This is a genomic window from Clostridium sp. CM036 (assembly GCF_055081135.1).
Window position 1 is genome coordinate 2,389,128 of record NZ_CM143652.1, and the last position, 20,886, is coordinate 2,410,013.

The 20,886-nt window shown below is 32.0% G+C and carries 19 protein-coding genes, 2 tRNA genes and 1 riboswitch; of the genes, 6 read left to right on the forward strand and 15 right to left on the reverse strand.

What is annotated here, in order from left to right; all coding sequences use genetic code 11:
* Positions 1 to 159 precede the first annotated feature (159 nt).
* Positions 160 to 750: a DUF1836 domain-containing protein gene (locus ACWJKE_RS11235; RefSeq protein ID WP_165413627.1), complete on the reverse strand. Its 591-nt coding sequence runs from the start codon at positions 748 to 750 to the stop codon at positions 160 to 162.
* A 351-nt stretch (positions 751 to 1,101) separates the two neighbouring features.
* Between ACWJKE_RS11235 and trhA the strand changes: the two genes are divergently transcribed.
* Complete coding sequence (gene trhA, locus ACWJKE_RS11240; protein ID WP_220320450.1) at positions 1,102 to 1,755, forward strand: PAQR family membrane homeostasis protein TrhA; 654 nt, start codon at positions 1,102 to 1,104, stop codon at positions 1,753 to 1,755.
* Between the two features lie 126 nt (positions 1,756 to 1,881).
* On the opposite strand, the gene nth is transcribed toward trhA, so the two are convergent.
* The 10 genes from nth to ACWJKE_RS11290 all read right to left on the reverse strand — a co-directional run bounded on the left by nth (position 1,882) and on the right by ACWJKE_RS11290 (position 10,461).
* A complete protein-coding gene (gene nth / locus ACWJKE_RS11245; RefSeq protein WP_216303950.1) occupies positions 1,882 to 2,517 on the reverse strand; it encodes an endonuclease III in 636 nt (211 codons plus the stop codon).
* Between the two features lie 19 nt (positions 2,518 to 2,536).
* Positions 2,537 to 3,496: an L-threonine 3-dehydrogenase gene (locus ACWJKE_RS11250; RefSeq protein WP_165413624.1), complete on the reverse strand. Its 960-nt coding sequence runs from the start codon at positions 3,494 to 3,496 to the stop codon at positions 2,537 to 2,539.
* A gap of 122 nt (positions 3,497 to 3,618) precedes the next feature.
* Positions 3,619 to 4,812, reverse strand: a complete 1,194-nt coding sequence (locus tag ACWJKE_RS11255; RefSeq protein ID WP_216303951.1) for a glycine C-acetyltransferase — start codon at positions 4,810 to 4,812, stop codon at positions 3,619 to 3,621.
* Between the two features lie 223 nt (positions 4,813 to 5,035).
* The gene (locus ACWJKE_RS11260) at positions 5,036 to 5,743 is read right to left on the reverse strand and encodes a lysophospholipid acyltransferase family protein (protein WP_165413622.1); all 708 of its coding nucleotides are present in this window, start codon (positions 5,741 to 5,743) and stop codon (positions 5,036 to 5,038) included.
* Positions 5,744 to 5,781: 38 nt separating this feature from the next.
* Complete coding sequence (gene queG / locus ACWJKE_RS11265; protein WP_220320449.1) at positions 5,782 to 6,774, reverse strand: tRNA epoxyqueuosine(34) reductase QueG; 993 nt, start codon at positions 6,772 to 6,774, stop codon at positions 5,782 to 5,784.
* A 14-nt stretch (positions 6,775 to 6,788) separates the two neighbouring features.
* Complete coding sequence (gene epsC / locus ACWJKE_RS11270; protein ID WP_187351438.1) at positions 6,789 to 7,382, reverse strand: serine O-acetyltransferase EpsC; 594 nt, start codon at positions 7,380 to 7,382, stop codon at positions 6,789 to 6,791.
* A 283-nt stretch (positions 7,383 to 7,665) separates the two neighbouring features.
* Positions 7,666 to 8,577 (reverse strand): cysteine synthase A, encoded by a 912-nt coding sequence (cysK, locus tag ACWJKE_RS11275; protein WP_216303953.1) that lies wholly within the window; start codon positions 8,575 to 8,577, stop codon positions 7,666 to 7,668.
* Between the two features lie 597 nt (positions 8,578 to 9,174).
* Positions 9,175 to 10,155: an NAD(P)/FAD-dependent oxidoreductase gene (locus tag ACWJKE_RS11280; RefSeq protein ID WP_216303954.1), complete on the reverse strand. Its 981-nt coding sequence runs from the start codon at positions 10,153 to 10,155 to the stop codon at positions 9,175 to 9,177.
* A gap of 114 nt (positions 10,156 to 10,269) precedes the next feature.
* Positions 10,270 to 10,345 (reverse strand) — tRNA-Trp (locus tag ACWJKE_RS11285).
* A 40-nt stretch (positions 10,346 to 10,385) separates the two neighbouring features.
* Positions 10,386 to 10,461: transfer RNA gene (locus tag ACWJKE_RS11290), tRNA-Trp, on the reverse strand.
* A gap of 130 nt (positions 10,462 to 10,591) precedes the next feature.
* Here ACWJKE_RS11290 and tsaE point away from each other — a divergent pair.
* The 4 genes from tsaE (at position 10,592) to ACWJKE_RS11310 (ending at position 13,250) form a co-directional block, all read left to right on the forward strand.
* On the forward strand, positions 10,592 to 11,050 hold the full coding sequence (gene tsaE, locus ACWJKE_RS11295; RefSeq protein ID WP_216303955.1) for a tRNA (adenosine(37)-N6)-threonylcarbamoyltransferase complex ATPase subunit type 1 TsaE: 459 nt from the start codon (positions 10,592 to 10,594) through the stop codon (positions 11,048 to 11,050).
* On the forward strand, positions 11,047 to 11,760 hold the full coding sequence (gene tsaB, locus ACWJKE_RS11300) for a tRNA (adenosine(37)-N6)-threonylcarbamoyltransferase complex dimerization subunit type 1 TsaB (protein WP_216303956.1): 714 nt from the start codon (positions 11,047 to 11,049) through the stop codon (positions 11,758 to 11,760). The genes tsaE and tsaB overlap by 4 nt, the downstream gene beginning before the upstream one ends.
* Positions 11,753 to 12,202: a ribosomal protein S18-alanine N-acetyltransferase gene (gene rimI / locus ACWJKE_RS11305; RefSeq protein WP_216303957.1), complete on the forward strand. Its 450-nt coding sequence runs from the start codon at positions 11,753 to 11,755 to the stop codon at positions 12,200 to 12,202. Before tsaB ends, rimI begins: the two co-directional genes overlap by 8 nt.
* A gap of 130 nt (positions 12,203 to 12,332) precedes the next feature.
* Entirely contained in the window at positions 12,333 to 13,250 is a 918-nt protein-coding gene (locus tag ACWJKE_RS11310) for a polysaccharide deacetylase family protein (protein WP_216303958.1), read from the forward strand.
* Between the two features lie 111 nt (positions 13,251 to 13,361).
* On the opposite strand, the gene ACWJKE_RS11315 is transcribed toward ACWJKE_RS11310, so the two are convergent.
* Both ACWJKE_RS11315 and ACWJKE_RS11320 read right to left on the reverse strand, forming a co-directional pair.
* A complete protein-coding gene (locus ACWJKE_RS11315; protein ID WP_216303959.1) occupies positions 13,362 to 13,991 on the reverse strand; it encodes an ECF transporter S component in 630 nt (209 codons plus the stop codon).
* Between the two features lie 91 nt (positions 13,992 to 14,082).
* A riboswitch (FMN riboswitch) is annotated at positions 14,083 to 14,261 on the reverse strand.
* A 57-nt stretch (positions 14,262 to 14,318) separates the two neighbouring features.
* Positions 14,319 to 16,487, reverse strand: a complete 2,169-nt coding sequence (locus tag ACWJKE_RS11320) for a Tex family protein (RefSeq protein WP_220287803.1) — start codon at positions 16,485 to 16,487, stop codon at positions 14,319 to 14,321.
* A 447-nt stretch (positions 16,488 to 16,934) separates the two neighbouring features.
* On the opposite strand from ACWJKE_RS11320, the gene proS reads away from it, so the two are divergent.
* Positions 16,935 to 18,371: a proline--tRNA ligase gene (gene proS, locus ACWJKE_RS11325; RefSeq protein ID WP_216303961.1), complete on the forward strand. Its 1,437-nt coding sequence runs from the start codon at positions 16,935 to 16,937 to the stop codon at positions 18,369 to 18,371.
* Between the two features lie 146 nt (positions 18,372 to 18,517).
* On the opposite strand, the gene aroD is transcribed toward proS, so the two are convergent.
* Together aroD and ACWJKE_RS11335 are read right to left on the reverse strand one after the other, a co-directional pair.
* Positions 18,518 to 19,282, reverse strand: a complete 765-nt coding sequence (gene aroD / locus ACWJKE_RS11330) for a type I 3-dehydroquinate dehydratase (RefSeq protein WP_462958833.1) — start codon at positions 19,280 to 19,282, stop codon at positions 18,518 to 18,520.
* A gap of 167 nt (positions 19,283 to 19,449) precedes the next feature.
* On the reverse strand, positions 19,450 to 20,766 hold the full coding sequence (locus tag ACWJKE_RS11335; protein WP_462958834.1) for a YjiH family protein: 1,317 nt from the start codon (positions 20,764 to 20,766) through the stop codon (positions 19,450 to 19,452).
* Positions 20,767 to 20,886: the final 120 nt, after the last annotated feature.

The following is a 20,886-nucleotide window of genomic DNA, read 5'->3' on the forward strand; positions in this document are numbered from 1 at the left end:
TCATAAACTAATTCACTAGATATATACCATTATATTACAATTAGCTCGAATTTTAAACACTTTTTATAAGCATATTTAAATAAAATAACTGTTAATAGTTTATTTTTCATTACTAAGTTTTATATCAGAACTCCATAAATGAAATATGTACAAAATTTATTATTTTTTTTTCAAAAAGTTATCAATTAATTTTTCCGCCATTCTCTTTTGCATATTAGCTTTATTAATAAGTAGTAATATCATTAATATTAATTCTATTAACTCCCCATCTTTTTTTCCCATTTCTTTAATTCTCTCTTTTATAAATTCGGTATCTTTATCTATATCTTCTGCAAACTCTTGATTTTGAACTTCTTTAATTGCTAAAAAATTATTATATAAATCTTTTAATGGAATACTCATACTTTGAGGAGCTTTTATATCAATAATAGGATCAAATATTGTATTAATATCATTAATTGATATAGTCTGCTTCAAATTATAGATAAGTGTCAGCAGAATCATATGTTCATTAGTATATTTTTTATTTTTTGCTGGCATCAAAACCTTACCTTTAGTATAATTATTAATCATAGTTTTTGTAAGAATTTTATCTTCTTCATTTCTTCTAAGACTTCCAAGCTTTTCATTAAAAAAAGTTGTAACCTGATCCATATATAAATCTACGCACGGTATTTCCATTAAATTGATATCTTTTGTTCCTATAATCTCTTCAACTAATTCATTTAGACTTTCCTTGTTATAATCCATTTATTCCACCTCGCCTTCATTATATAGCATAGATTACTCATAATCCACAATTATGAATAATCTACAATTATAAGCACTCTAACTTATGACTTTTGTTTGATGGTGTTTGTAATAATTAAATCATCATCTTAGATGTTACAATATTAACTATAAATTTAATATTATTACTATTGATTTTTATCACTTTATAATGTAGTATTAATACATAGCTAATATAGTTTCAAAAACTATATATCGACTTACTATAACTGAAACCTATATTTAACTAGTAAATGTTACAAAAAGTTTATCCTTATTTTTTAAAATCATTAGATTTAAATAATAAATTTTAATTTTAAAGGAGTGAGTGATTTGTTATCAAAATTTAGAGAACCTGTAAGCAGCCTTACACACTTAGCTGGCGCTTTTTTATCCCTAATAGGTTTAATTCTTCTAATTAAATATTCCTTAATCATTTCAAATATGTATAACACTATTATACTTGCAGTATTTGGGGTAAGTTCAATACTCCTTTATTGTGCGAGTTCAACATATCACCAGTCCTTATCTTCACAAAAGGTTATAAAAATACTTAGAAGAGTAGATCATTCTATGATATATGTTCTAATAGCAGGGACATATACTCCTATATGCTTAATCGCTTTAAAAGGCACCATTGGAACCCTCCTTTTTTTTGGTATTTGGATTTTAGCTCTTATAGGAATTATTTTGAAGATAGTTTGGTTTGATGCCCCTAGATCGCTATACACTGGATTCTATATTTTAATGGGTTGGATTTCTGTCATTGCTATTGTCCCTATTATAAAGGCTATATCCTTAGGTGGATTTATCTGGCTACTAGCCGGTGGGCTCTTTTATACTGTAGGAGCTGTTATATACGCTACTAAACGTCCCAAAATAAACCTAAAGCTTTTTGGATTTCACGAGATATTTCATATTTTTATTATGCTTGGAAGCCTTTGTCATTTTATACTTATGTTTAAGTACATAATGTACATTAACTAAATTTAATATAGTAAAAATTTTAAAAATATAATTCCATTAGTATATTCAAAAAATAAAAGCTCTTTAATATTTTCAAAATATAAAGGGCTTTTATTTTTCGATTTTCAGCTAGCTAAAGTTTGCTACCTATTTTCCTTTTCCATTTAGAAATTCACAATAAGGAGCTATTGGACACACCTCGCAATTAGGTTTCCTAGCTTTACATATTTTTCTGCCATGCCATATAATGTAATGATGAGCATCACTCCACATTTTTTTAGGAATATTTTTCATAAGCTTCTGCTCTACCTCGTAAACGTTCTTTCCTGGGGCAAGCCCTATTCTGTTTGATACTCTAAAAACGTGAGTATCTACAGCAATTGCCGGAATACCAAATGCATTAGATAAAACCACATTAGCAGTTTTTCTCCCAACTCCTGGAAGATCTATTAATTCTTCCATCGTGCTTGGCACTTCTCCATTATATTTTTCTAATATTAATTTTGTAGCTCCCAAAATATTTTTACTCTTATTATTATAAAATCCACAGCTTTTAATTTTTTCACCTAGTTCTAAGTCTGATAAAGCGATCATGGATTCTGGTGTATTATATTTCTTATACAACTTCTTTGTAACAATATTTACTCGATCATCTGTGCACTGTGCTGATAGTATGGTTGATACTAAAAGTTCATAATGCGTTGTAAAATCCAAGCCACACTTTGTCCCCGCATACGTTTCGTTAAGAATTTCAAGCACTGCTTTTATTGTTTTTTTATTCATATAAGTCACCTACTTTTCATTACTCAGCGCCAATTCCTTTAGCTCTTAATTTTTCGAGCATATCAATAGTCATTTTAGGCAAATTATATTCAGCAGTAAATCCCCATTCATTTTTAGCGCAGGTTGAATCCATTGAATTTGGCCATGAATTAGCTATTCCTTGTCTTACTGGATCTACATTATAATCCATTTTAAATCCTGGAATATGTTTTTTAATTTCATTAGCTATTTCTTCTGGTTCAAAACTCATAGCCGCAATATTAAATGCATTTCTGTGTATTAATTTTGATGCATCAGCTTCCATTAACTTAATTATTGCATTTATTGCATCTGGCATATACATCATGTCCATTTTTGTCCCGCTGCCAATGAATGAAGTGTATTTACCTGACCTTAATGCTTCATAATATATATCAACAGCATAATCTGTTGTCCCTCCACCTGGAAGAACTTCATAAGAAATTAAACCTGGGAAGCGTACTCCTCTTGTATCAACCCCAAATTTCTTATAGTAATAATCACATAATAATTCTCCTGAAACTTTATTTACACCATACATAGTTGTTGGTCTTTGGATTGTATCCTGAGGAGTATTATCTTTAGGTGTAGATGGTCCAAACGCCCCTATAGAGCTAGGTGTAAAGAACTTGCATTTAAGTTCTCTAGCAACCTCTAAAGCATTTACAAGTCCACCCATATTTATATTCCAAGCGAGTAGTGGTTTCGCTTCAGCTGTTGCTGATAATAAGGCTGCTAAATGAATTAATGAATCTATTTCATATTTTTTGCAAAGCTCAAGCATAGCTTTATGGTCAGTTACATCCAGTATTTCAAAAGGTCCTGAAGTAACTACTTGACTATCCTCAGATTTCCTTAAATCTGTAGCTATTACATTATTACTGCCATAAATTTCTCTCATTTTCATTACGAGTTCAGAACCTATTTGTCCTAATGCCCCTGTTACTAATATTTTTTTCATTTTACACCCTTCCTCTCTACATTAAATAAATATTCCTAATATTTAATATTAATTTAGGTATAACACCTAGTAATTATGTGTTATACCTAAATTAAATCAGCTCCTGCGGAGCTGCATATTCCTTATTTTATTATGTTCATTTCTCTGCCAACTTTTGCATAAGTAGCTAAAGCTTCATCTAACATTTCTTTTGTATGAGCTGCCGTGGGCATATTTCTTACTCTCCCAGTTCCCTTTCTAACAGTTGGAAATACTATCGATTTTGCGTAAACGCCTTCTTCAAAAAGTTTCTTACTAAATTCTTGAGTTTTAACTTCGTCTCCTATTATACATGGAGTAATAGGAGTTTCACTATTTCCAATATTAAAGCCAAGTTCTTTTAAACCATTCTTTAAATAATTTGCATTTTCCCAAAGCCTATCATGTAACTCAGTGCTTTCTGTAAGAATATTAATAGCTTCAATAGCCGCACCTGCAGCTCCTGGAGTTAGTGATGTTGAGAATAGGAATGGTCTAGCACGAACCATGAGCCAATCAATTAGATTCTGCGATCCAGCTACATATCCACCTACAACTCCAATAGCCTTTGATAAAGTCCCAATTTGGAAATCTATTTTATCTGACAATCCAAAGTGATGTACGGTGCCTGTCCCTTTTCCAAGGACTCCTGAACCGTGAGCATCATCAACATATGTTATTAAGTCAAACTCTTCTGCTATCTTGACAATTTCCGGAAGTTTCGCAATGTCCCCATCCATAGAGAATACGCCATCGGTAATAACCATTATTTTTTCATATAAACCCGATTCTACTGCCTCTTTTGCCTTATTTCTTAAATCTACCATATCAGAGTGTTCTACTCTTATGATTTTCGCACCAGATAATCTACATCCATCTATTATTGATGCATGATTCAATGAATCTGAAAGAATTGCATCTTTTTTATTCATTACTGCTGAAATTGCGCCCATATTACAATTAAACCCTGACTGAAAAGCAATAGCTGCTTCTGTATGTTTAAATTTAGCAAGTTTTTGCTCTAATTCGATATGAATTTCTAAAGTACCATTTATTGTTCTAACAGCACCTGCTCCTGCACCATATTTTTTAGTTGCTTCAATAGTAGCCTCAATCATTCTAGGATTAGTAGCAAGACCTAAATAATTATTTGAAGATAAGTTAATTAATTTTTTATCTCCAATTGTAATAACAGGCCCATTTGAACTCTTTAGGGTATTTATCACATTATATAAACCTTTACTTTTCAAATCTTCTAAATTTTCTTTTAAAAATTTCCCAAGTACTTTACTTCCCATGTAACATACCTCCAACTTTTTATTTTTGAAATTCTCATTATAATCCATGAGAATTTCATATTTAATCATAACTCTATTATATATCATTTAATAGTAAAATGCCTTTAATTTATAAAATTTATTCCAATTTAATGTAAAAAATGTTTTTTATATACTTTTCGATCAAATAAAATCCATCATAAAGTTTTTTTCTTCATTTTTTTATACTAATGAAACTTTTCTTTCATTTACAATCGGAATATACTCCCCTATACTGCTCTGGTAGCATCACAGCTATACTTGACATTATTTCATGCATAACCCTATCATAATACTCGTTTTTATCCTCATCTTGGTTTTTACTTGGGAGTAAAACAGGCCCACCAATATTAATGTTTACATCTGCATAATTAAATCTTTCTGACGCCATGTCATTGTCATTAATTGATAGTAACTTTTCCGTTCCCCAAATACCTATTGGAACAATTGTTGCCTTTGATAATTTAGCCATTAATATAAGACCCTTCTTACCCTCTATCATTTTTCCATTTCTACTTCTAGTACCCTCTGGAAAAATCATAATGTTATTGCCTTGTTTTAGCGTACTAACAATTTTAGATATAGCTTCCTTATCTGCTGAATTAGGTTTTAACTTTATTGTCTTAGCAACGTGAAAACCTAATTTTGTAAGCTTATTATCTGTTAGCTTTACGCCGGCAACAAAAGTTACATTGTGGTCCTTTAATAACTTATTCATAACTATACCATCTGCATTGCTTAAATGATTGCATATGAAAATTATAGGAGATTTTATATCATTAATTTTCTCTATTCCGTGAGTTTTAATGTTTGCGTATTTATTAATATATGAATCAATTAGTTTATTTGCTATAAAGGATACAACTTTATCTGGCAAAATGTCTATTATTCTTAACACCGCTTTAGAAACCATCACAATTCCACCTTTCATAATAAATAATTATAACATTATTATAATTTTAAAAGCTTTAAAAGTCTATAATAATAATCTCTTATATAAGGCGATGTATCCTTCTCTATAGTTATAATTTTACATTTTTCTGTAATAACCTCATTAATCATTGCATTCCTCTTAAGTATATTTTTACCTCTCCATCCACAAGAAGTTATCTTGTACTTATCTTTAAATAACCGATTATCAATATTCATTAATGCTTGCACGTCGATTCTCTTCATATGTTCATAAGGTTTAAATTCTTCAATAGAGCTAAATTCAATTTCTTTATTAAAGTGACATACTCTCTGACAGGTATCACAGCCAAATAGTCTGCCATTTAATTTTTCGAACCAAGAATCCTCTATATCTTTTTTCTGTGTTATGTAGGATAGACATATATTTGAATCATTATTTATTCCTACTCTCCCTTTGACTATAGAATTTGTAGGACAGGCTGCTAAACACATCTCACAATCACCACATTTTTGCTTAAGTGGCTTGTCTGGCTCTATTACTAGATCTGTTATTATTTCTCCTAAAAAAACATATGAGCCGTACTTTTCAGTTATCAAAGTATTGTTTTTTCCTATGAATCCCACTCCACTACTGCACGCAATGTATCTTTCCGGAAGCGCATTGCTATCCACAAAGCACATAGCTTTTGCACCCATGCCTTCAATGAATTTGCAAATTTTTTCCATATACTCAGTTGTAACAACATGATAATCTCTACCCATGGTATATTTTGAAAAATGCGTTCTCTGATTAAAATCTAAATCATATAGATATGGAAACGCAATAGAAATTATAGTTTTCCCACTGGGCATATATATAAATGGATTTATTCTATTATCTACAATTTGCTCCTCAAACTCATTTTCTAGCCCTAGTTCTTTTCTTTTCTCAAAATAAGGACTTAGCTCATAGAAAATTCTACATTTGCTAAATCCTATTACATCTAAGCCATTTTTTTTACAAAACTTTATTATTTCTTCTTTAATATCCATATTGTCTTTCCCTTTTATATTACCATATCGTTGTACATTCTTTTAGTTTCACCTGCATAATCCTTAATTTCTATTATAGTTGAATTCTTTACAAAAATTATTCTAGCAGGAATACCTACAGCAGTGGCCTTAGCTAATACATCTTTTAAAACTACAGCATTGGCACCAATCTTACTACCAGTTCCTATTTTAATTGGTCCCAAAATCTTTGCACCAGCACCCACCACCACATCACTGCCTAAAGTAGGATGCCTTTTTCCTGTATCCTTACCTGTTCCACCTAGTGTAACTCCTTGATACAAGGTCACATTGTCCCCAATTTCTGTAGTTTCTCCAATTACTACTCCCGTCCCATGATCTATAAATAATCCTTTTCCTATTTTAGCCCCTGGATGAATTTCTATTCCAGTAAAAAACCTAGCTAATTGAGATATAGATCTAGATATAAAATAGATTTTATGATTATATAATAAATGAGCTATTCTATATATTATTATAGCATGGATAGACGGATATAATAATATTACTTCTACCCAATTCTTAGCTGCTGGATCCTTTTCTAATACATTATTAATTTCGTATCCTAGCAATTTAAACATTTTAAACATATGATAATTCCCTCCTATAGAATTATATTTTGTGAATATCGAAATTCATATTCTTAGATATAAATTTCCATATATGTTAACCCACAGACTACTTATCTATAGAGTAGAAATAAATATTTTCACCTTGTTAAATCATCTCCTGCGGAGCTGCACCATCTTAGTAGAAGATAAATTAACGACTTCAAAAGGAGATTTATGCCCCCACTGAAGTTTTCTATTTGTTAGGGTAGTAACTCCCACTTATAGAAGTGGGAGACTTTCCTTTTGAAATGTCGTTAAAAATTTAATCATAGATTCCCATTGAAATATATTTTTCTCCTCCGTCAGGTGCAACAGTTACAATCTTTCTACCCTTGCCTACTTTACTCGCAATTTTCATAGCTGCTGCGATATTAGCCCCTGCTGAAATCCCTACTAATATGCCTTCTTCTTTAGCTATTCTTTTTGCTATTTCAAAAGCCTCTTCATCAGAAATTTTTATTATTTCATCAACTACACTACTATCATAGATATCTGGCACAAAACCTGCTCCTATTCCTTGTATTTTATGAGGTCCAGGTTCCCCTCCTGATAATACGGGAGAGTTTTCTGGTTCAACCGCAACTACTTTAATTCCAAGTTTAGCTTCTTTTAATCTTCTTCCTATCCCAGCAATTGTTCCTCCAGTTCCTACTCCAGCTACAAAAATATCTACGTCCTCTACATCTCTAATAATTTCTTCTGCAGTAGTATCATAATGTTTTTCTGGATTTGCTAAATTAATAAATTGTTGTGGCATAAAAAAGCTAGAATTTCCCTCCGCTATTTCTTTTGCCTTATTTATAGCACCCTTCATCCCTTTTATCCCATCTGTAAGTACAAGTTGTGCTCCATAAGACTTAATCAAATTGCGTCTTTCAACACTCATGCTATCTGGCATAACAATAATTACTTCATACCCTTTAATTCTTCCAATCATAGCCAAAGCTATTCCCATATTTCCACTGGTTGGTTCAACTATAGTAAATCCTTCTTTTAATATTCCTAGTTTTTCAGCTTTCTCTATCATTCCAAGGGCAGCTCTATCTTTAATACTTCCAGCTGGATTGTATTTTTCTAATTTCACAAAAATATCAGCCATATCACCCTCAACTAATTTATTTAATTTTAGAACCGGTGTTGCTCCTATCATATCTAAAACATTGTTATACATCATAATAATATCCCTCCAATTTTAAAATAAGTAATCTACCTTCAAAAGCTATCTATATTCCTGCATCCTTAGTATTTTAAATAAAAATCATCACGTATATAATTATATTTTTAATATTTCAAAAGTTTTTGGGTACAAAAAAAACTCCCTCTAATTTAGAGACGAAGTTTTACTTCGTGGTCCACTCTAAGTTATAACCACTAAATTGATTATAAAGCCACTTTTTCAAGCACAGCGCTATGCTCTATCACTATAACGGGTGAATCCCGATGCAGCCTACCAAAGACACATTCATGTGACTTTTTCGGTGCATAACTCCAAAGGGCACTTCATATAAGTCGACCATAAGAATCCTCTCAGCTTTAGACTCTCTCTCTGTAAATTCTTCTTATATTACTTTCCTTCTTCTAAGTATTTCCTAGTATTTCAGTATGAATTACTTTTCTTTATTATATTCTTAACATCAAAATATGTCAATACTATTTTTTTGTTTTTATGTCATTATTTTTCACGTTTATATTTACACAAATAAAAAAAACCATTAAAATAAGCTAACAGTTTTAAATTCACTTATATTGGTAAACCATAAAAGTTTACGTACTAGATGTTAGAATTCTTTATGTATTGCGAAGTGCTAATACCTATGTTATAACTTTGCTTTACCACATTTTCAGAAGAATCATAACCAATAGCTACGCTTCCGCAGGCAAAGACGCCGGCTATATTAGTTTGTGAACTTTCATTTAATTCAATTTTCCCTGTTGATTCATTAATTAGTATTTCTACTTGTTTTGCTAATTCATTGTCCGGATATAAGTTTACAGATAATAGTAACGCATCACAAGAAATATATTCCTCACTATCTTTAATAACTTCATTATTTTTATTAATTTTTACTAAAGTTATCCCCTCAAGCCTTGTTTTGCCTTTGATATCCGCCACCTTCTGTTTTATTTTTAAAGGTATATTAAAATCATTCAGGGAATCAATGAGTTTTTTGTCAGTTGCCTCAATAAAATCTTTACTTTCAACTACAGCTTTAACATTAGCTCCTTCAATTGCTAGCCTACTTGCTACTGTTAATGCAATATCTCCTGTACCCAATATAACTATTTCTTTTCCTGGCATATATCCTTCTATATTTATAAATTTCTGTGCACACCCCACCGTGTATATACCTGCACATCTACTACCTGGCAGATTCAAAAATCCTCTTGGCCTTTCTCTACACCCGGTCGCAATTATTATAGCTTTCGCTCCAATTTTAAAAATCCCATCACACGCATTCACTGCATTAATTTCTTTAGTATTACTTAAATCTAAAACAGTAGTATTTAATTTATATGAAATACCCAATTTATTAACTTTATCTATAAATTTCTGCACAAACTCCGGTCCTGTCAATTCTTCACTAAAAATATTCTTGCCAAATCCATTATGAATACACTGATTTATTGTTCCGCCTAATTGATTTTCTCTTTCTAAAATCAAAATTCTACATTTATAGTGCTCTTTAGCTGAAATAGCTGCTGCAAGGCCTGCTGTACCTCCCCCAATTACTACTATGTCATATAGTTGCATTACATACCCTCCAGTTTTTTTCAGATGCCTAACATTAAAATTTAATGATTCATTATAATGCATATTTAAATAAGTAACGTAAAAACCCGTGAAAATAATTTCACAGGTTTTATTTGGCAGGGGTAGTAGGACTCGAACCTACAACCAATGGTTTTGGAGACCACTACTCTACCAATTGAGCCATACCCCTTTATTAACTTTTAAAATGCAAAAATGTAAAAATGTAAAAATGGCAGGGGTAGTAGGACTCGAACCTACAACCAATGGTTTTGGAGACCACTACTCTACCAATTGAGCCATACCCCTAAAATACATCTGAATTATATCACGTGTTATAAATAAATGCAAGATTTTTTTATATTTTAATCTCTTAGGAAACACTGAGGCCTTTTCTTTTTCTATGTTTTAGGATAAAATATTTAGTGAGGTGAAACTTATGGAATACATAGTAACTACAGTAGACGAAACTTATAAAATAGGCGAATTAATAGGTTCACATGTAAATTCAGGGGACATAGTTTGCTTAATTGGTGACTTAGGCACTGGCAAAACTCATTTAACAAAAGGAATTGCAAAAGGCTTAGATATAAAAGATCATATCACAAGCCCTACATTTACAATTGTAAATGAATATACAGGTCGCTTGAAATTATATCATTTTGATGTCTACAGGGTAAATGACCCTGACGAAATAGCAGCTATAGGCTTTGATGAATATATATTTAGTGATGGCGTTAGTATTATTGAGTGGGCTAATTATATTGAAGAACTGATTCCACCCAATAATTTATCCATTACCATAGAAAAACTTCCTAGATTGGGAGATGATTTCAGAAAGATCAACATCCGATATTCTGATAAAAGATATGATTATATAAAGGAGATAAAACTATGAAGATTTTAAGTCTGGATTCTGCTACACAATCAGCAACTTGTGCTATCCTTGACGATAACAAAGTTCTTGGTGAAATAACTTTTAATTATAAAAAACAACATTCTCAAATACTTATGCCTATAATTGATGAATTATTAAAAAATACAGGAATAACCATAAGTGATATTGATGCCTTTGTAGCATCAAAGGGGCCCGGTTCCTTTACAGGCCTTAGAATAGGGATGGCTACCATTAAGGGGTTAAGCCAAGGCTCAAAAAAGCCTTTTGTAACTGTATCTACCTTAGATTCTTTAGCATATAACTTAGCATATACAGATGGAATTATTTGTCCTTTGCTAGATGCTTTAAGAGATAATGTTTATACTGCCTTATATACTTTTAATAATTACGAGCTCACCCGCATCAGTGACTATATTAATATTTCCTTAGATGAATTAATAAATATGCTTAAAGAGAAAAATTGCAATATTTCCTTTGTAGGAGATGGAACTTTCAAATTCAAAGAAAAACTTATAGCAAATTTACCTAAAGCCAATTTTGCTCCAGCGCATTTAAACTTAGCTAAGGCTTCATCCCTAGGCGAATTAGGGCTCAACCTTTTATCTAATGGAACATTCGATGATATATACTCGTCAGTGCCTATTTACCTTAGGCAGCCGCAAGCTGAGAGGGAGTACGAAGAAAAGATGAGGCAAATAAAAAATGAATAGCGATTTTAAAATTTGCCCAATGGACGCATCATCTATTAAATCCATACTCAATATTAGCGAGTTAAGCTTTCCTATTTCATGGAGCTACGAATCACTCCAAAGTGAACTAGATAATAAATTTGCTAAATATGTTGTATTAAAAAAGGGCAATTCTATAGTAGGTTATGGAGGAATGTGGCTAATTATAGATGAAGCCCATGTTACTAATGTTGCAATTCACCCTGATGCCCGTGGTCATGGCGGCGGCGACCTCATCGTGGAAGCCTTATTTAAAATTTGCAGGAAACTAAAAGTTACAGCAATAACCTTAGAGGTTAGAAGTTCAAATTTCGCTGCTATAAACTTATATCAAAAGTATGGCTTTGAAAATGAAGGCATTAGACGTCATTATTATGAAGATAACGGGGAAGATGCAGTAATTATGTGGAATCGACACCTATAGCAGATAGCGTAAAAAGACTAGCTCTTGCCAGTCTTTTTTTATTCTCTACTAAAAATTTAGCAAGCATGAGAATAAAATGGTATAATGTGGGTGAACTGTTTAAAATATATTAGAGTAAGGGGTAATATTTATGACCAAAAAAATTATATTAGCACTATTTTTTGCATTACTATTGGTTGGATGCAATTCCTTAGCTAGTCCAACTTCCAGTAAAAGCACAATAGTTTCAGATGATTCTCAGAGTAAATCACCAAAACCAGTAGATAATTCATCTAACATCCCACGCTTATCAACAACGCTTAAAGATCCGATTGTTAGAACATTTGATCAAACTGAAGGTGTGTCAAAAAAAATACCAATATTGATGTATCATCATCTACTAAAGAAAAAAGAAAACACATTTACAAATAATGGTGTAGTATTAAATCTTGAAAATTTTCAGCAACAAATGGACTACTTATACACTAATAAATACACTACAATAAATCTAGCTGAATTAGAACAGTGGCTTTTAGGGAATTTGGAACTACCTAAAAAATCAGTATGTATAACATTTGATGATGGATATTTAAGTAGCTACATTTATGCCTATCCTATTTTGAAGAAATATAATTTTAAAGCTGCACAATTTTTAATTACATCTTATGTCAAGGATAATAGTGTTGAATTTAATCCTAAAACACAACAATTCTTAAGTTGGAAAAATATTTCTGAAACTACTGATGTATTTGAATATTCAAACCATACCCATAATTTACATAAAACAGAGAATAACAAGGGTTATTTAATTACAAAACCTTTAGATTATGTAAAAAAAGATTTAATAAAAAATACGGAACTAACCGGCAGCCATTATCTATCTTATCCTTATGGACACCATAACGATGATGTATTAACCCTTCTGCCTAAAATAGGAATACGAATGGCTGTTACTGTTAATAATGGAAGCGTAAAGAGAGGAGATTCTTTACTAGAGCTAAATAGATATGGAATATATCCTAAAACATCCATATCTACATTTAAAAGCATGGTTAATTGTGAATGGTGAACAATAAAACTAAAGGATGGCTTCTGCATTGTGCAGAAGTCATCCTTTAGTTTGTTAATACCCTTTTTTTAAAATCTTTGAAATAAGTCCCTATTTATATACCAGTGTTTTTTATATTTTTTGTTCTCTACTTTTGTATTCTCTCTCCATATTCTCTTTATGAAGTATAGGCGAAACACTCTTATATAAAGCTAAGGTCATTGCTGATAATACCATTCCTTTAAGTAAATTAAAAGGAATAATTGACCAAATAATGAAAGAATTCAAATCGACAATGTTATGATTTATTTTTGATCCCATTTCTATAACGCTAGCTACTGGGAATCCTAATACTTTTTCATATAAAGGTAAAACAACAAAATAGTTTAATATCCCTGCAAAAATCGACATACAAATTACTCCTATTAATAATCCAGCAATAGCCCCACCTTTGCTTTTGCGGGCCTTGTAAATATATCCCGATACTAATACTAAACATGAACCCACTAGAAAATTTGCTACTTCTCCAACGAAGGCTGTTTTAGTAGCTAGCATTCCATGTAATATATTTTTAAAGAGTTCAATAACTACTCCCGCTATTGGTCCTAATGCAAAGGCCCCTAAAAGTGCTGGCAGGTCGCTGATGTCAATTTTTAAGAAATCAGGGAAAATCGGTATTGGTAACTCAATGTACATCAAAAGAAAAGCCATAACAGATAAAAGTGATATTTTGATTAGTTTAACAAGTTTTTCGTCTCTCATTTTTAGTGCCCCCTAATTAACTATATCTCCTAGGGATGGATATAATACAAGCCCTGACATAGTACTATGCCAGGGCAAATTTATATATATATCACATCTTCTTTTATCCAGACTATACTGTCGGCTTCGGAATCAAATCATCACCCAAGGGTGCTGTCTTAACGACTTCGGAAGGAAAACTCTCTTCCAAAATGTCGTTAAACCGAATCAGCCTTACGGCTCGCGGGCTTTACCGCCGGTGGGGAAATTAGCCCCGCCCTGAAGATTATTAAATTTTATTTTATAATTTAATTATATATAAATACAGTAAAATAAGCAACATATTAATTAATTATTTTTCATTGATAATGATATTCTTTTTCTTTTCTCATCAACTTCTATCACACTAACTTCTACTATATCGCCAACCTTAACCACATCCAATGGATGCTTTACAAATTTATCTGATAACTGGCTTATATGCACTAACCCATCCTGATGAACTCCAATATCAACAAAAGCTCCAAAGTCAGACACATTTCTAACAGTACCCATAAGTTTCATTCCCGGTTTAAGATGGGACATTTGAACTACACCCGTTTTTAATATCGGCTTCGGTAGTTCTTCTCTTGGATCTCTACCAGGCTTTTTAATTTCTTTAATAATGTCTCTAAGAGTTGGAACACCTATCTCCAATATTTGTGCAAGCTCATCCATATTAATATTAATATCTTTTAGTCTATCATCCAAATCTTTAAAGTTTAAAGATTTAAGATCTTCTCTTGTGTACCTTAAAAAATCCAATAATTTTTTAGTAGCATTATACGTTTCTGGATGAATTGAGGTGTTATCTAAAAATTCATTACTCTCCATAACCCTTAAAAATCCTGCACATTGCTCATATGCTTTTGCTCCTAATCTTTTCACTTTTAATAATTCTTTTCTAGTTTTGAACTTACCATTTTCTTCTCTATACGCTACAATATTTTGAGCTATAGCAGCATTTATCCCTGATATATAAGCTAATAAAGAGGGTGTTGCAATGTTAAGATCTACGCCAACAGCATTAACACAATCTTCAACTACTCCTTTTAAGGATTCATCGAGTTTTTTAGCTGCTACATCATGTTGGTATTGTCCAACTCCAATAGCTTTCGGGTCAATTTTCACAAGCTCCACTAATGGATCTTGAAGTCTTCGCCCTATAGAAATAGCTCCTCTAATAGATACATCTATATCTGGATATTCTTTAGATGCAAGCTCTGACGCTGAATATACTGAGGCTCCCGCTTCCGAGACTATAACATAGTACAAATCTTTTGAGCATTCATCCTTAAGTTCTTTAATTATCTGCGCTAAAATTTCTTCAGATTCACGACTAGCAGTCCCATTACCGAGTGACACTACTTCTACATTATGCTTAATTACCAATTTTTTAATAATATCTATAGATTTTTGAATACCGTCCTTACTGCCCGCAGTAGCGTATACTGTAGCTATATCTAAAAGCTTACCAGTATCATCAAGCACCGCTATTTTGCACCCTGTTCTAAACCCAGGATCAAATCCAAGCACTACCTTTCCTTTTATAGGTGACTGCATTAAGAGTGCCTTTAAATTAGCTTTAAATATTTCAATAGCGCTAGTTTCACCCTTTTCTGTGAGTCCGGACCTTATTTCTCTCTCAATTGATGGGAATATAAGTCTTTTTACGGAATCACCTATACTTAACTCTATATACTTATCAGTTTCATTATTCCCTTTTAAACATTTAGCTCTTAAGTACTGAGTAATCTTATCATTATCGGCTTTGATTTTCACAGAAAGTATCTTACTATTTTCGCCTCTATTTATAGCAAGAATTCTATGCGGTGGAATAGATTTAACCCCTTCTTTATACTCATAATACATTTCAAATGGAGTAGTGTCATCAGAACCGCCTTTAGTTTCAACATTTCCTTGATTATGCACTAATGCTCTAATCCACTTTCTGTAATCAGCTTCATCTGAAATCATTTCACTAATAATATCCCCAGCACCTTGAAGTGCGTCCGAAGTACTATTTACTGCATTTTCTTCACTTAAGAATTTCTCTGCATACTCATTTATATCACCCTTAAACTCGCCGCATACAATAATTTCAGCTAAAGGTTTAAGCCCTTTTTCTATCGCAATGATAGCTCTAGTTCTTTTCTTAGGCTTAAAGGGTCTATATATATCCTCTATTTCTGTCAATGTCTCGCTTTTTCTTATTGACTCCTCAATTTCCGCGGTTAGTTTTTCTTGATCACCGATAAGACGTACTACATCTGTTTTTCGTTCTTCTAAGTTCCTAAGATATATAAGCCTCTCTGTAAAGTTTCTAAGGATTATATCATCAAGTCCCCCAGTTCTCTCTTTTCTATATCTAGCTATAAAAGGAACTGTATTCCCTTCATCTAATAATTCAATTACACTTTCCGCCTGTTCTTTAGTTATTGAAAATTCTTTAATTAATCTGTTAGTTATATTCCCCATGTTTTTTAGCTATTTTTGCAAGTCACATTTAAATAAATAACAAGCACTATGATACTTTATTTTCATGTACCTAAATAGCTATTCCTCCTCACATAATTTATATTTTAAATTTAATGGACTAAAATCAACATATTTAATCATACCACGAATTCTATCCTCATATCTATACACTATATAGAAATTTTTAGGAGAAATATTCGAAAGGTTAATATGGTCTTGTCTTTTAACCCTTTGTCTTATATTGCTTTTTTATAGTTAACACATATATTATACCCTATATAGATTCAAAAAAATGCTTTGTTAACTTTACAAGCGGTATTAATAATCCTTACGAATTGTTTTCTTGACATATTATTATTTTTATTCTATGATTGATTTTATAGTGCCCTTTTACGGGTTTTTTTGTATTTATTTTAAAATATTTTATTGAATCGGAGGAAAATAATTATGGCAAAAGGAAAAAAATTTGTAGAATCTATTACCTCTATGGAAGAAGATTTTGCAAAATGGTATACCGATATTGTAAAAAAAGCGGAACTTGCTGATTATGCGAGCGTTAGAGGTTGCATGGTAATAAGACCTTATGGCTATGCAATTTGGGAAAATATTCAAAAAACTTTAGATCAAATGTTTAAAGATACAGGTCATGAAAATGTATATATGCCAATGTTCATTCCTGAGAGCTTACTTCAAAAGGAAGCAGATCATGTTAAAGGCTTTGCACCAGAGGTTGCTTGGGTAACACACGGAGGCAACGAGCTACTAGCAGAGAGGCTTTGCGTTAGGCCAACTTCTGAAACATTATTTTGTGACCACTATTCAAAAATAATTCAATCTTACAATGATCTCCCTAAATTATATAATCAATGGTGTTCCGTTGTTCGTTGGGAAAAAACCACAAGACCTTTTCTTAGAAGTTCAGAATTTTTATGGCAAGAAGGCCATACCGCTCATGCAACGGCGGAAGAAGCAAAAGAGGAAACTCTTAGAATGCTTAATATATATTCAACCTTTTGTGAAGAAACCCTTGCTATTCCAGTTATAAAAGGTAAGAAAACAGAAAAAGAAAAGTTTGCAGGAGCAAATGAAACTTACACAATTGAAAGTTTAATGCATGATGGAAAAGCACTTCAATGTGGTACTTCTCATAATTTTGGAGATGGTTTTGCAAGAGCATTTAACATACAGTATTCAGATAAAACAGGTAAACTTGCTTATGTTCACCAAACTTCTTGGGGAATGTCTACAAGACTTATCGGCGCTTTAATTATGGTTCACGGTGATGATAATGGTCTAATACTGCCACCAGCAGTAGCTCCAATTCAACTTATCATAGTTCCAATTGCACCTCATAAAGAAGGCGTAATTGAAAAAGCTACAGAACTTAAAAATATATTATCAAAGCTTTCACGTGTAAAAATGGATATTAGCGATAAAATGGCTGGATGGAAATTTAGCGAATACGAAATGAAAGGTGTTCCGCTACGTTTAGAAGTTGGTCCAAAAGATATAGAAAACAACCAAGTAGTACTTGTGAGACGGGATAGCCGCGAAAAAATAATTGTTCCAATGTCAGAACTAGAAGCATTAGTACCCGAGATTTTAAAAGATATTCAAAAATCTTTATTTGAAAAAGCTAAAAATGCACAAGATACCCGAACCTTTAACGCGAGCACCGTAGAAGAATTAAAAGAACTTCTTGATAAAACTTTAGGATTTGTTAGCGCTCCATGGTGTGGAGAACTCGCTTGCGAAGAAAAAGTAAAAGAAGTAGCCGGTGCGTCTTCTAGATGCATGCCATTTAATATGCCAGAAGAAAAAGGCGTTTGCTTATGTTGTGGAAAACCATCTAAAGCTACAGTTATTTGGGGAAGAGCTTATTAAATTTAAATATAAAAGCGATTGGTTTATGCCAATCGCTTTTAATTTTTTAAATTTATACCTTAATAAATCGCGTTATACCTCTATGGCTTTTTTATTGATCATAATAAATAAAAATCATTAAATCATCCTATTGCGGTCTAATTTTTTTACGTGTTATTATGAAGTAATTGAATAGTTCTACGTAATTCTACTACAGCAATCTGACCTGGTGCAGAAGCCTTCTTGACTGCGCCAAATGTTAATGCGGAGCCAAATAATTCACCTGATAGTCTACTGATAATCCCTTTTTCCGCCATAGAAATTGTAATAATAGGACCATCCGCATATCTTTCATTCATAATACGCGTTGCATCTAACAGTATAATCACATCCTCTGCACAAGTAGGCATTACTGCGATTTTAGGAATATCTGCACCTAATCCTTGAGCCTTACGTAATCGAGATATAATTTCTTCTTTCTCTGGTGTATTATGAAAATCATGATTAGATATAATAACCGCTACGCCATTTGCATGTGCTGCTTCAACTAATTCTTTTACATCTTTTTCATCGTTAAATAATTCAATATCTATAACTTCAACAAGCTTTGTTTCAGAAATTAATCTATTTAATTCAAAATAAAATGCAGTACTAATCTCCTTTTGTCCACCCTCTTTAGCACTACGGAATGTAAAGATAATGGGCTTGTCAACTAGCACTTTCCTAATTGCTTGTAATGCTTTCTTAACTCTCTCTATATTTGTAGCCTCCTCGAAGAAATCTACACGCCATTCTACAACATCTAAATCAATCCTTTTTAAAATTTCAGCTTCTTCTATAAGCTGTAGAATAGTTTCTCCAACCATTGGAACGCAGATTTTAGGTAGGCCTTCACCAATCGTAACAGCTTTAATAGTAACTACTTTTTTCATTAACACCCACCCCTTCAAAGTAACTTGCGACACTAATTCTTTTCTAGATATAATACCAGTCATTACCAATATAGTAAAGTTTCCTTATCTTTTCTTCCCCCTATAAACTATGAATAAATCACTCAAAAATCAAAGGGAGGTAAATCCCCCCCCTTAAATCGACTTATTTATAATATTAGATACGCAATAGGTATAGTTATTATTAATGTAAATACTGTTCTTTCAAACCATATGATAAGTATTTCACGTATACTTATTGGTATATCGGTTGACAATATGCATGGTATTGATGCAGAGAAAAACAATATGGATGAAATTGATACTACAGCAACTACAAATCTTGTTACGATCGGGGCCCCAACAACTAACAATGCAGGCAAAAACATTTCAGCTATCCCCACTGCACATGCTTTTGATGCAAGTAATGCTTCAGGTAGTTTAAACAGTGAAACTATTGGGTAAAAAACATACCCTATTATATTGAACACAGGTGTATATTTTGCAAGAATTAATCCTATTAATCCTACAGACATTATTGATGGTAATATTCCCATGGCCATAATAAATCCATCTTTTAAATTTTCAACAATGTTTCTTCCTATTGGCACTGAATTTTGGGCAGCTTTAAGACCTGCTTCCCATGCGTTTTTAAATTTATTCCCCTCTTTAGATATTTCCGGATAACCATTTTGATTATTATAGTATTCATCAGATTTCTTACTTAAAGGTCTTATTCTTGCAGTTATGGCTGTAACGATAAATGTAACTACTAATGTTACCCAAAAATATTCAGACCATAAATTCATTATTCCTAATGTTTTGGCAACTATAATCATAAAAGTAGCAGATACGGTGGAAAATCCTGTAGCAATTATTGCGGCTTCTTTTGTTGTATATTTCCCCTCTTTATAAACCCTATTCGTAATTAACAATGCAATAGAATAACTTCCCACAAAAGAAGCAACTGCATCAACAGCAGAACGTCCTGGTGTTTTCCATATAGGTCTCATAACTGGTTTCATTAAAACACCTATAAATTCCATAAGTCCATAACCAACTAAAAATGCTAAAAATACCGAACCTACAGGAACAATTATCCCTACTGAAATAACTAATGAATCAAATAAAAATGGAATCATATCTTCTTCGAATAGACAACTTGGTCCAATCTTAAAAAATGCCATAAATCCTATTATGATACCTAATAATTTAAGTAAAGAAAATACTGTTTTAACCTTATCTTTATTCCATGTTTTTTTATAGAAAGGATATACCCCCCCTAAAACAATAACTACTAATCCATAAATTCCAGCACCTTTCGTGGATAACCCTTTTAGTCCTGTAACTATGTGGTCTATGGGGATAGTTGTTTTCCCGTTTATAGTTAGTGTTATAAAAAACATGAATATCCCAATTATACTATAACCTAAAAATTTAAATACATTGGCCGTATTGTTTACTTTTATCTTTTCTGAATTATTCATCATTTACCTCCCATGTTTATTTAATTTTTTTAGCATTTTCAAGTAGAAAATGCATTTATAATTATTTATAATTCTTATGTAAGGAAGTAAAAAAGAAGGATGGAAAGCTGCATCTTTTTC

Excerpts from the sequence above, each read along its gene's own strand:
- epsC (WP_187351438.1), bottom strand. The coding sequence starts at position 7,382 with ATGTTTAAAATGTTTAAATTGCTAGGATACGAAATTAATAATGTATTA.
- aroD (WP_462958833.1), bottom strand. The coding sequence starts at position 19,282 with ATGAAAAAAGTAGTTACTATTAAAGCTGTTACGATTGGTGAAGGCCTA.
- ACWJKE_RS11335 (WP_462958834.1), bottom strand. The coding sequence starts at position 20,766 with ATGAATAATTCAGAAAAGATAAAAGTAAACAATACGGCCAATGTATTT.
- tsaE (WP_216303955.1), top strand. The coding sequence starts at position 10,592 with ATGGAATACATAGTAACTACAGTAGACGAAACTTATAAAATAGGCGAA.
- cysK (WP_216303953.1), bottom strand. The coding sequence starts at position 8,577 with ATGATGTATAACAATGTTTTAGATATGATAGGAGCAACACCGGTTCTA.
- ACWJKE_RS11315 (WP_216303959.1), bottom strand. The coding sequence starts at position 13,991 with ATGAGAGACGAAAAACTTGTTAAACTAATCAAAATATCACTTTTATCT.
- nth (WP_216303950.1), bottom strand. The coding sequence starts at position 2,517 with ATGAATAAAAAAACAATAAAAGCAGTGCTTGAAATTCTTAACGAAACG.
- rimI (WP_216303957.1), top strand. The coding sequence starts at position 11,753 with ATGAATAGCGATTTTAAAATTTGCCCAATGGACGCATCATCTATTAAA.
- ACWJKE_RS11320 (WP_220287803.1), bottom strand. The coding sequence starts at position 16,487 with ATGGGGAATATAACTAACAGATTAATTAAAGAATTTTCAATAACTAAA.
- ACWJKE_RS11235 (WP_165413627.1), bottom strand. The coding sequence starts at position 750 with ATGGATTATAACAAGGAAAGTCTAAATGAATTAGTTGAAGAGATTATA.
- queG (WP_220320449.1), bottom strand. The coding sequence starts at position 6,774 with ATGGATATTAAAGAAGAAATAATAAAGTTTTGTAAAAAAAATGGCTTA.
- ACWJKE_RS11250 (WP_165413624.1), bottom strand. The coding sequence starts at position 3,496 with ATGAAAAAAATATTAGTAACAGGGGCATTAGGACAAATAGGTTCTGAA.
- ACWJKE_RS11280 (WP_216303954.1), bottom strand. The coding sequence starts at position 10,155 with ATGCAACTATATGACATAGTAGTAATTGGGGGAGGTACAGCAGGCCTT.
- proS (WP_216303961.1), top strand. The coding sequence starts at position 16,935 with ATGGCAAAAGGAAAAAAATTTGTAGAATCTATTACCTCTATGGAAGAA.
- ACWJKE_RS11310 (WP_216303958.1), top strand. The coding sequence starts at position 12,333 with ATGACCAAAAAAATTATATTAGCACTATTTTTTGCATTACTATTGGTT.
- ACWJKE_RS11260 (WP_165413622.1), bottom strand. The coding sequence starts at position 5,743 with ATGGTTTCTAAAGCGGTGTTAAGAATAATAGACATTTTGCCAGATAAA.
- tsaB (WP_216303956.1), top strand. The coding sequence starts at position 11,047 with ATGAAGATTTTAAGTCTGGATTCTGCTACACAATCAGCAACTTGTGCT.
- ACWJKE_RS11255 (WP_216303951.1), bottom strand. The coding sequence starts at position 4,812 with ATGGGAAGTAAAGTACTTGGGAAATTTTTAAAAGAAAATTTAGAAGAT.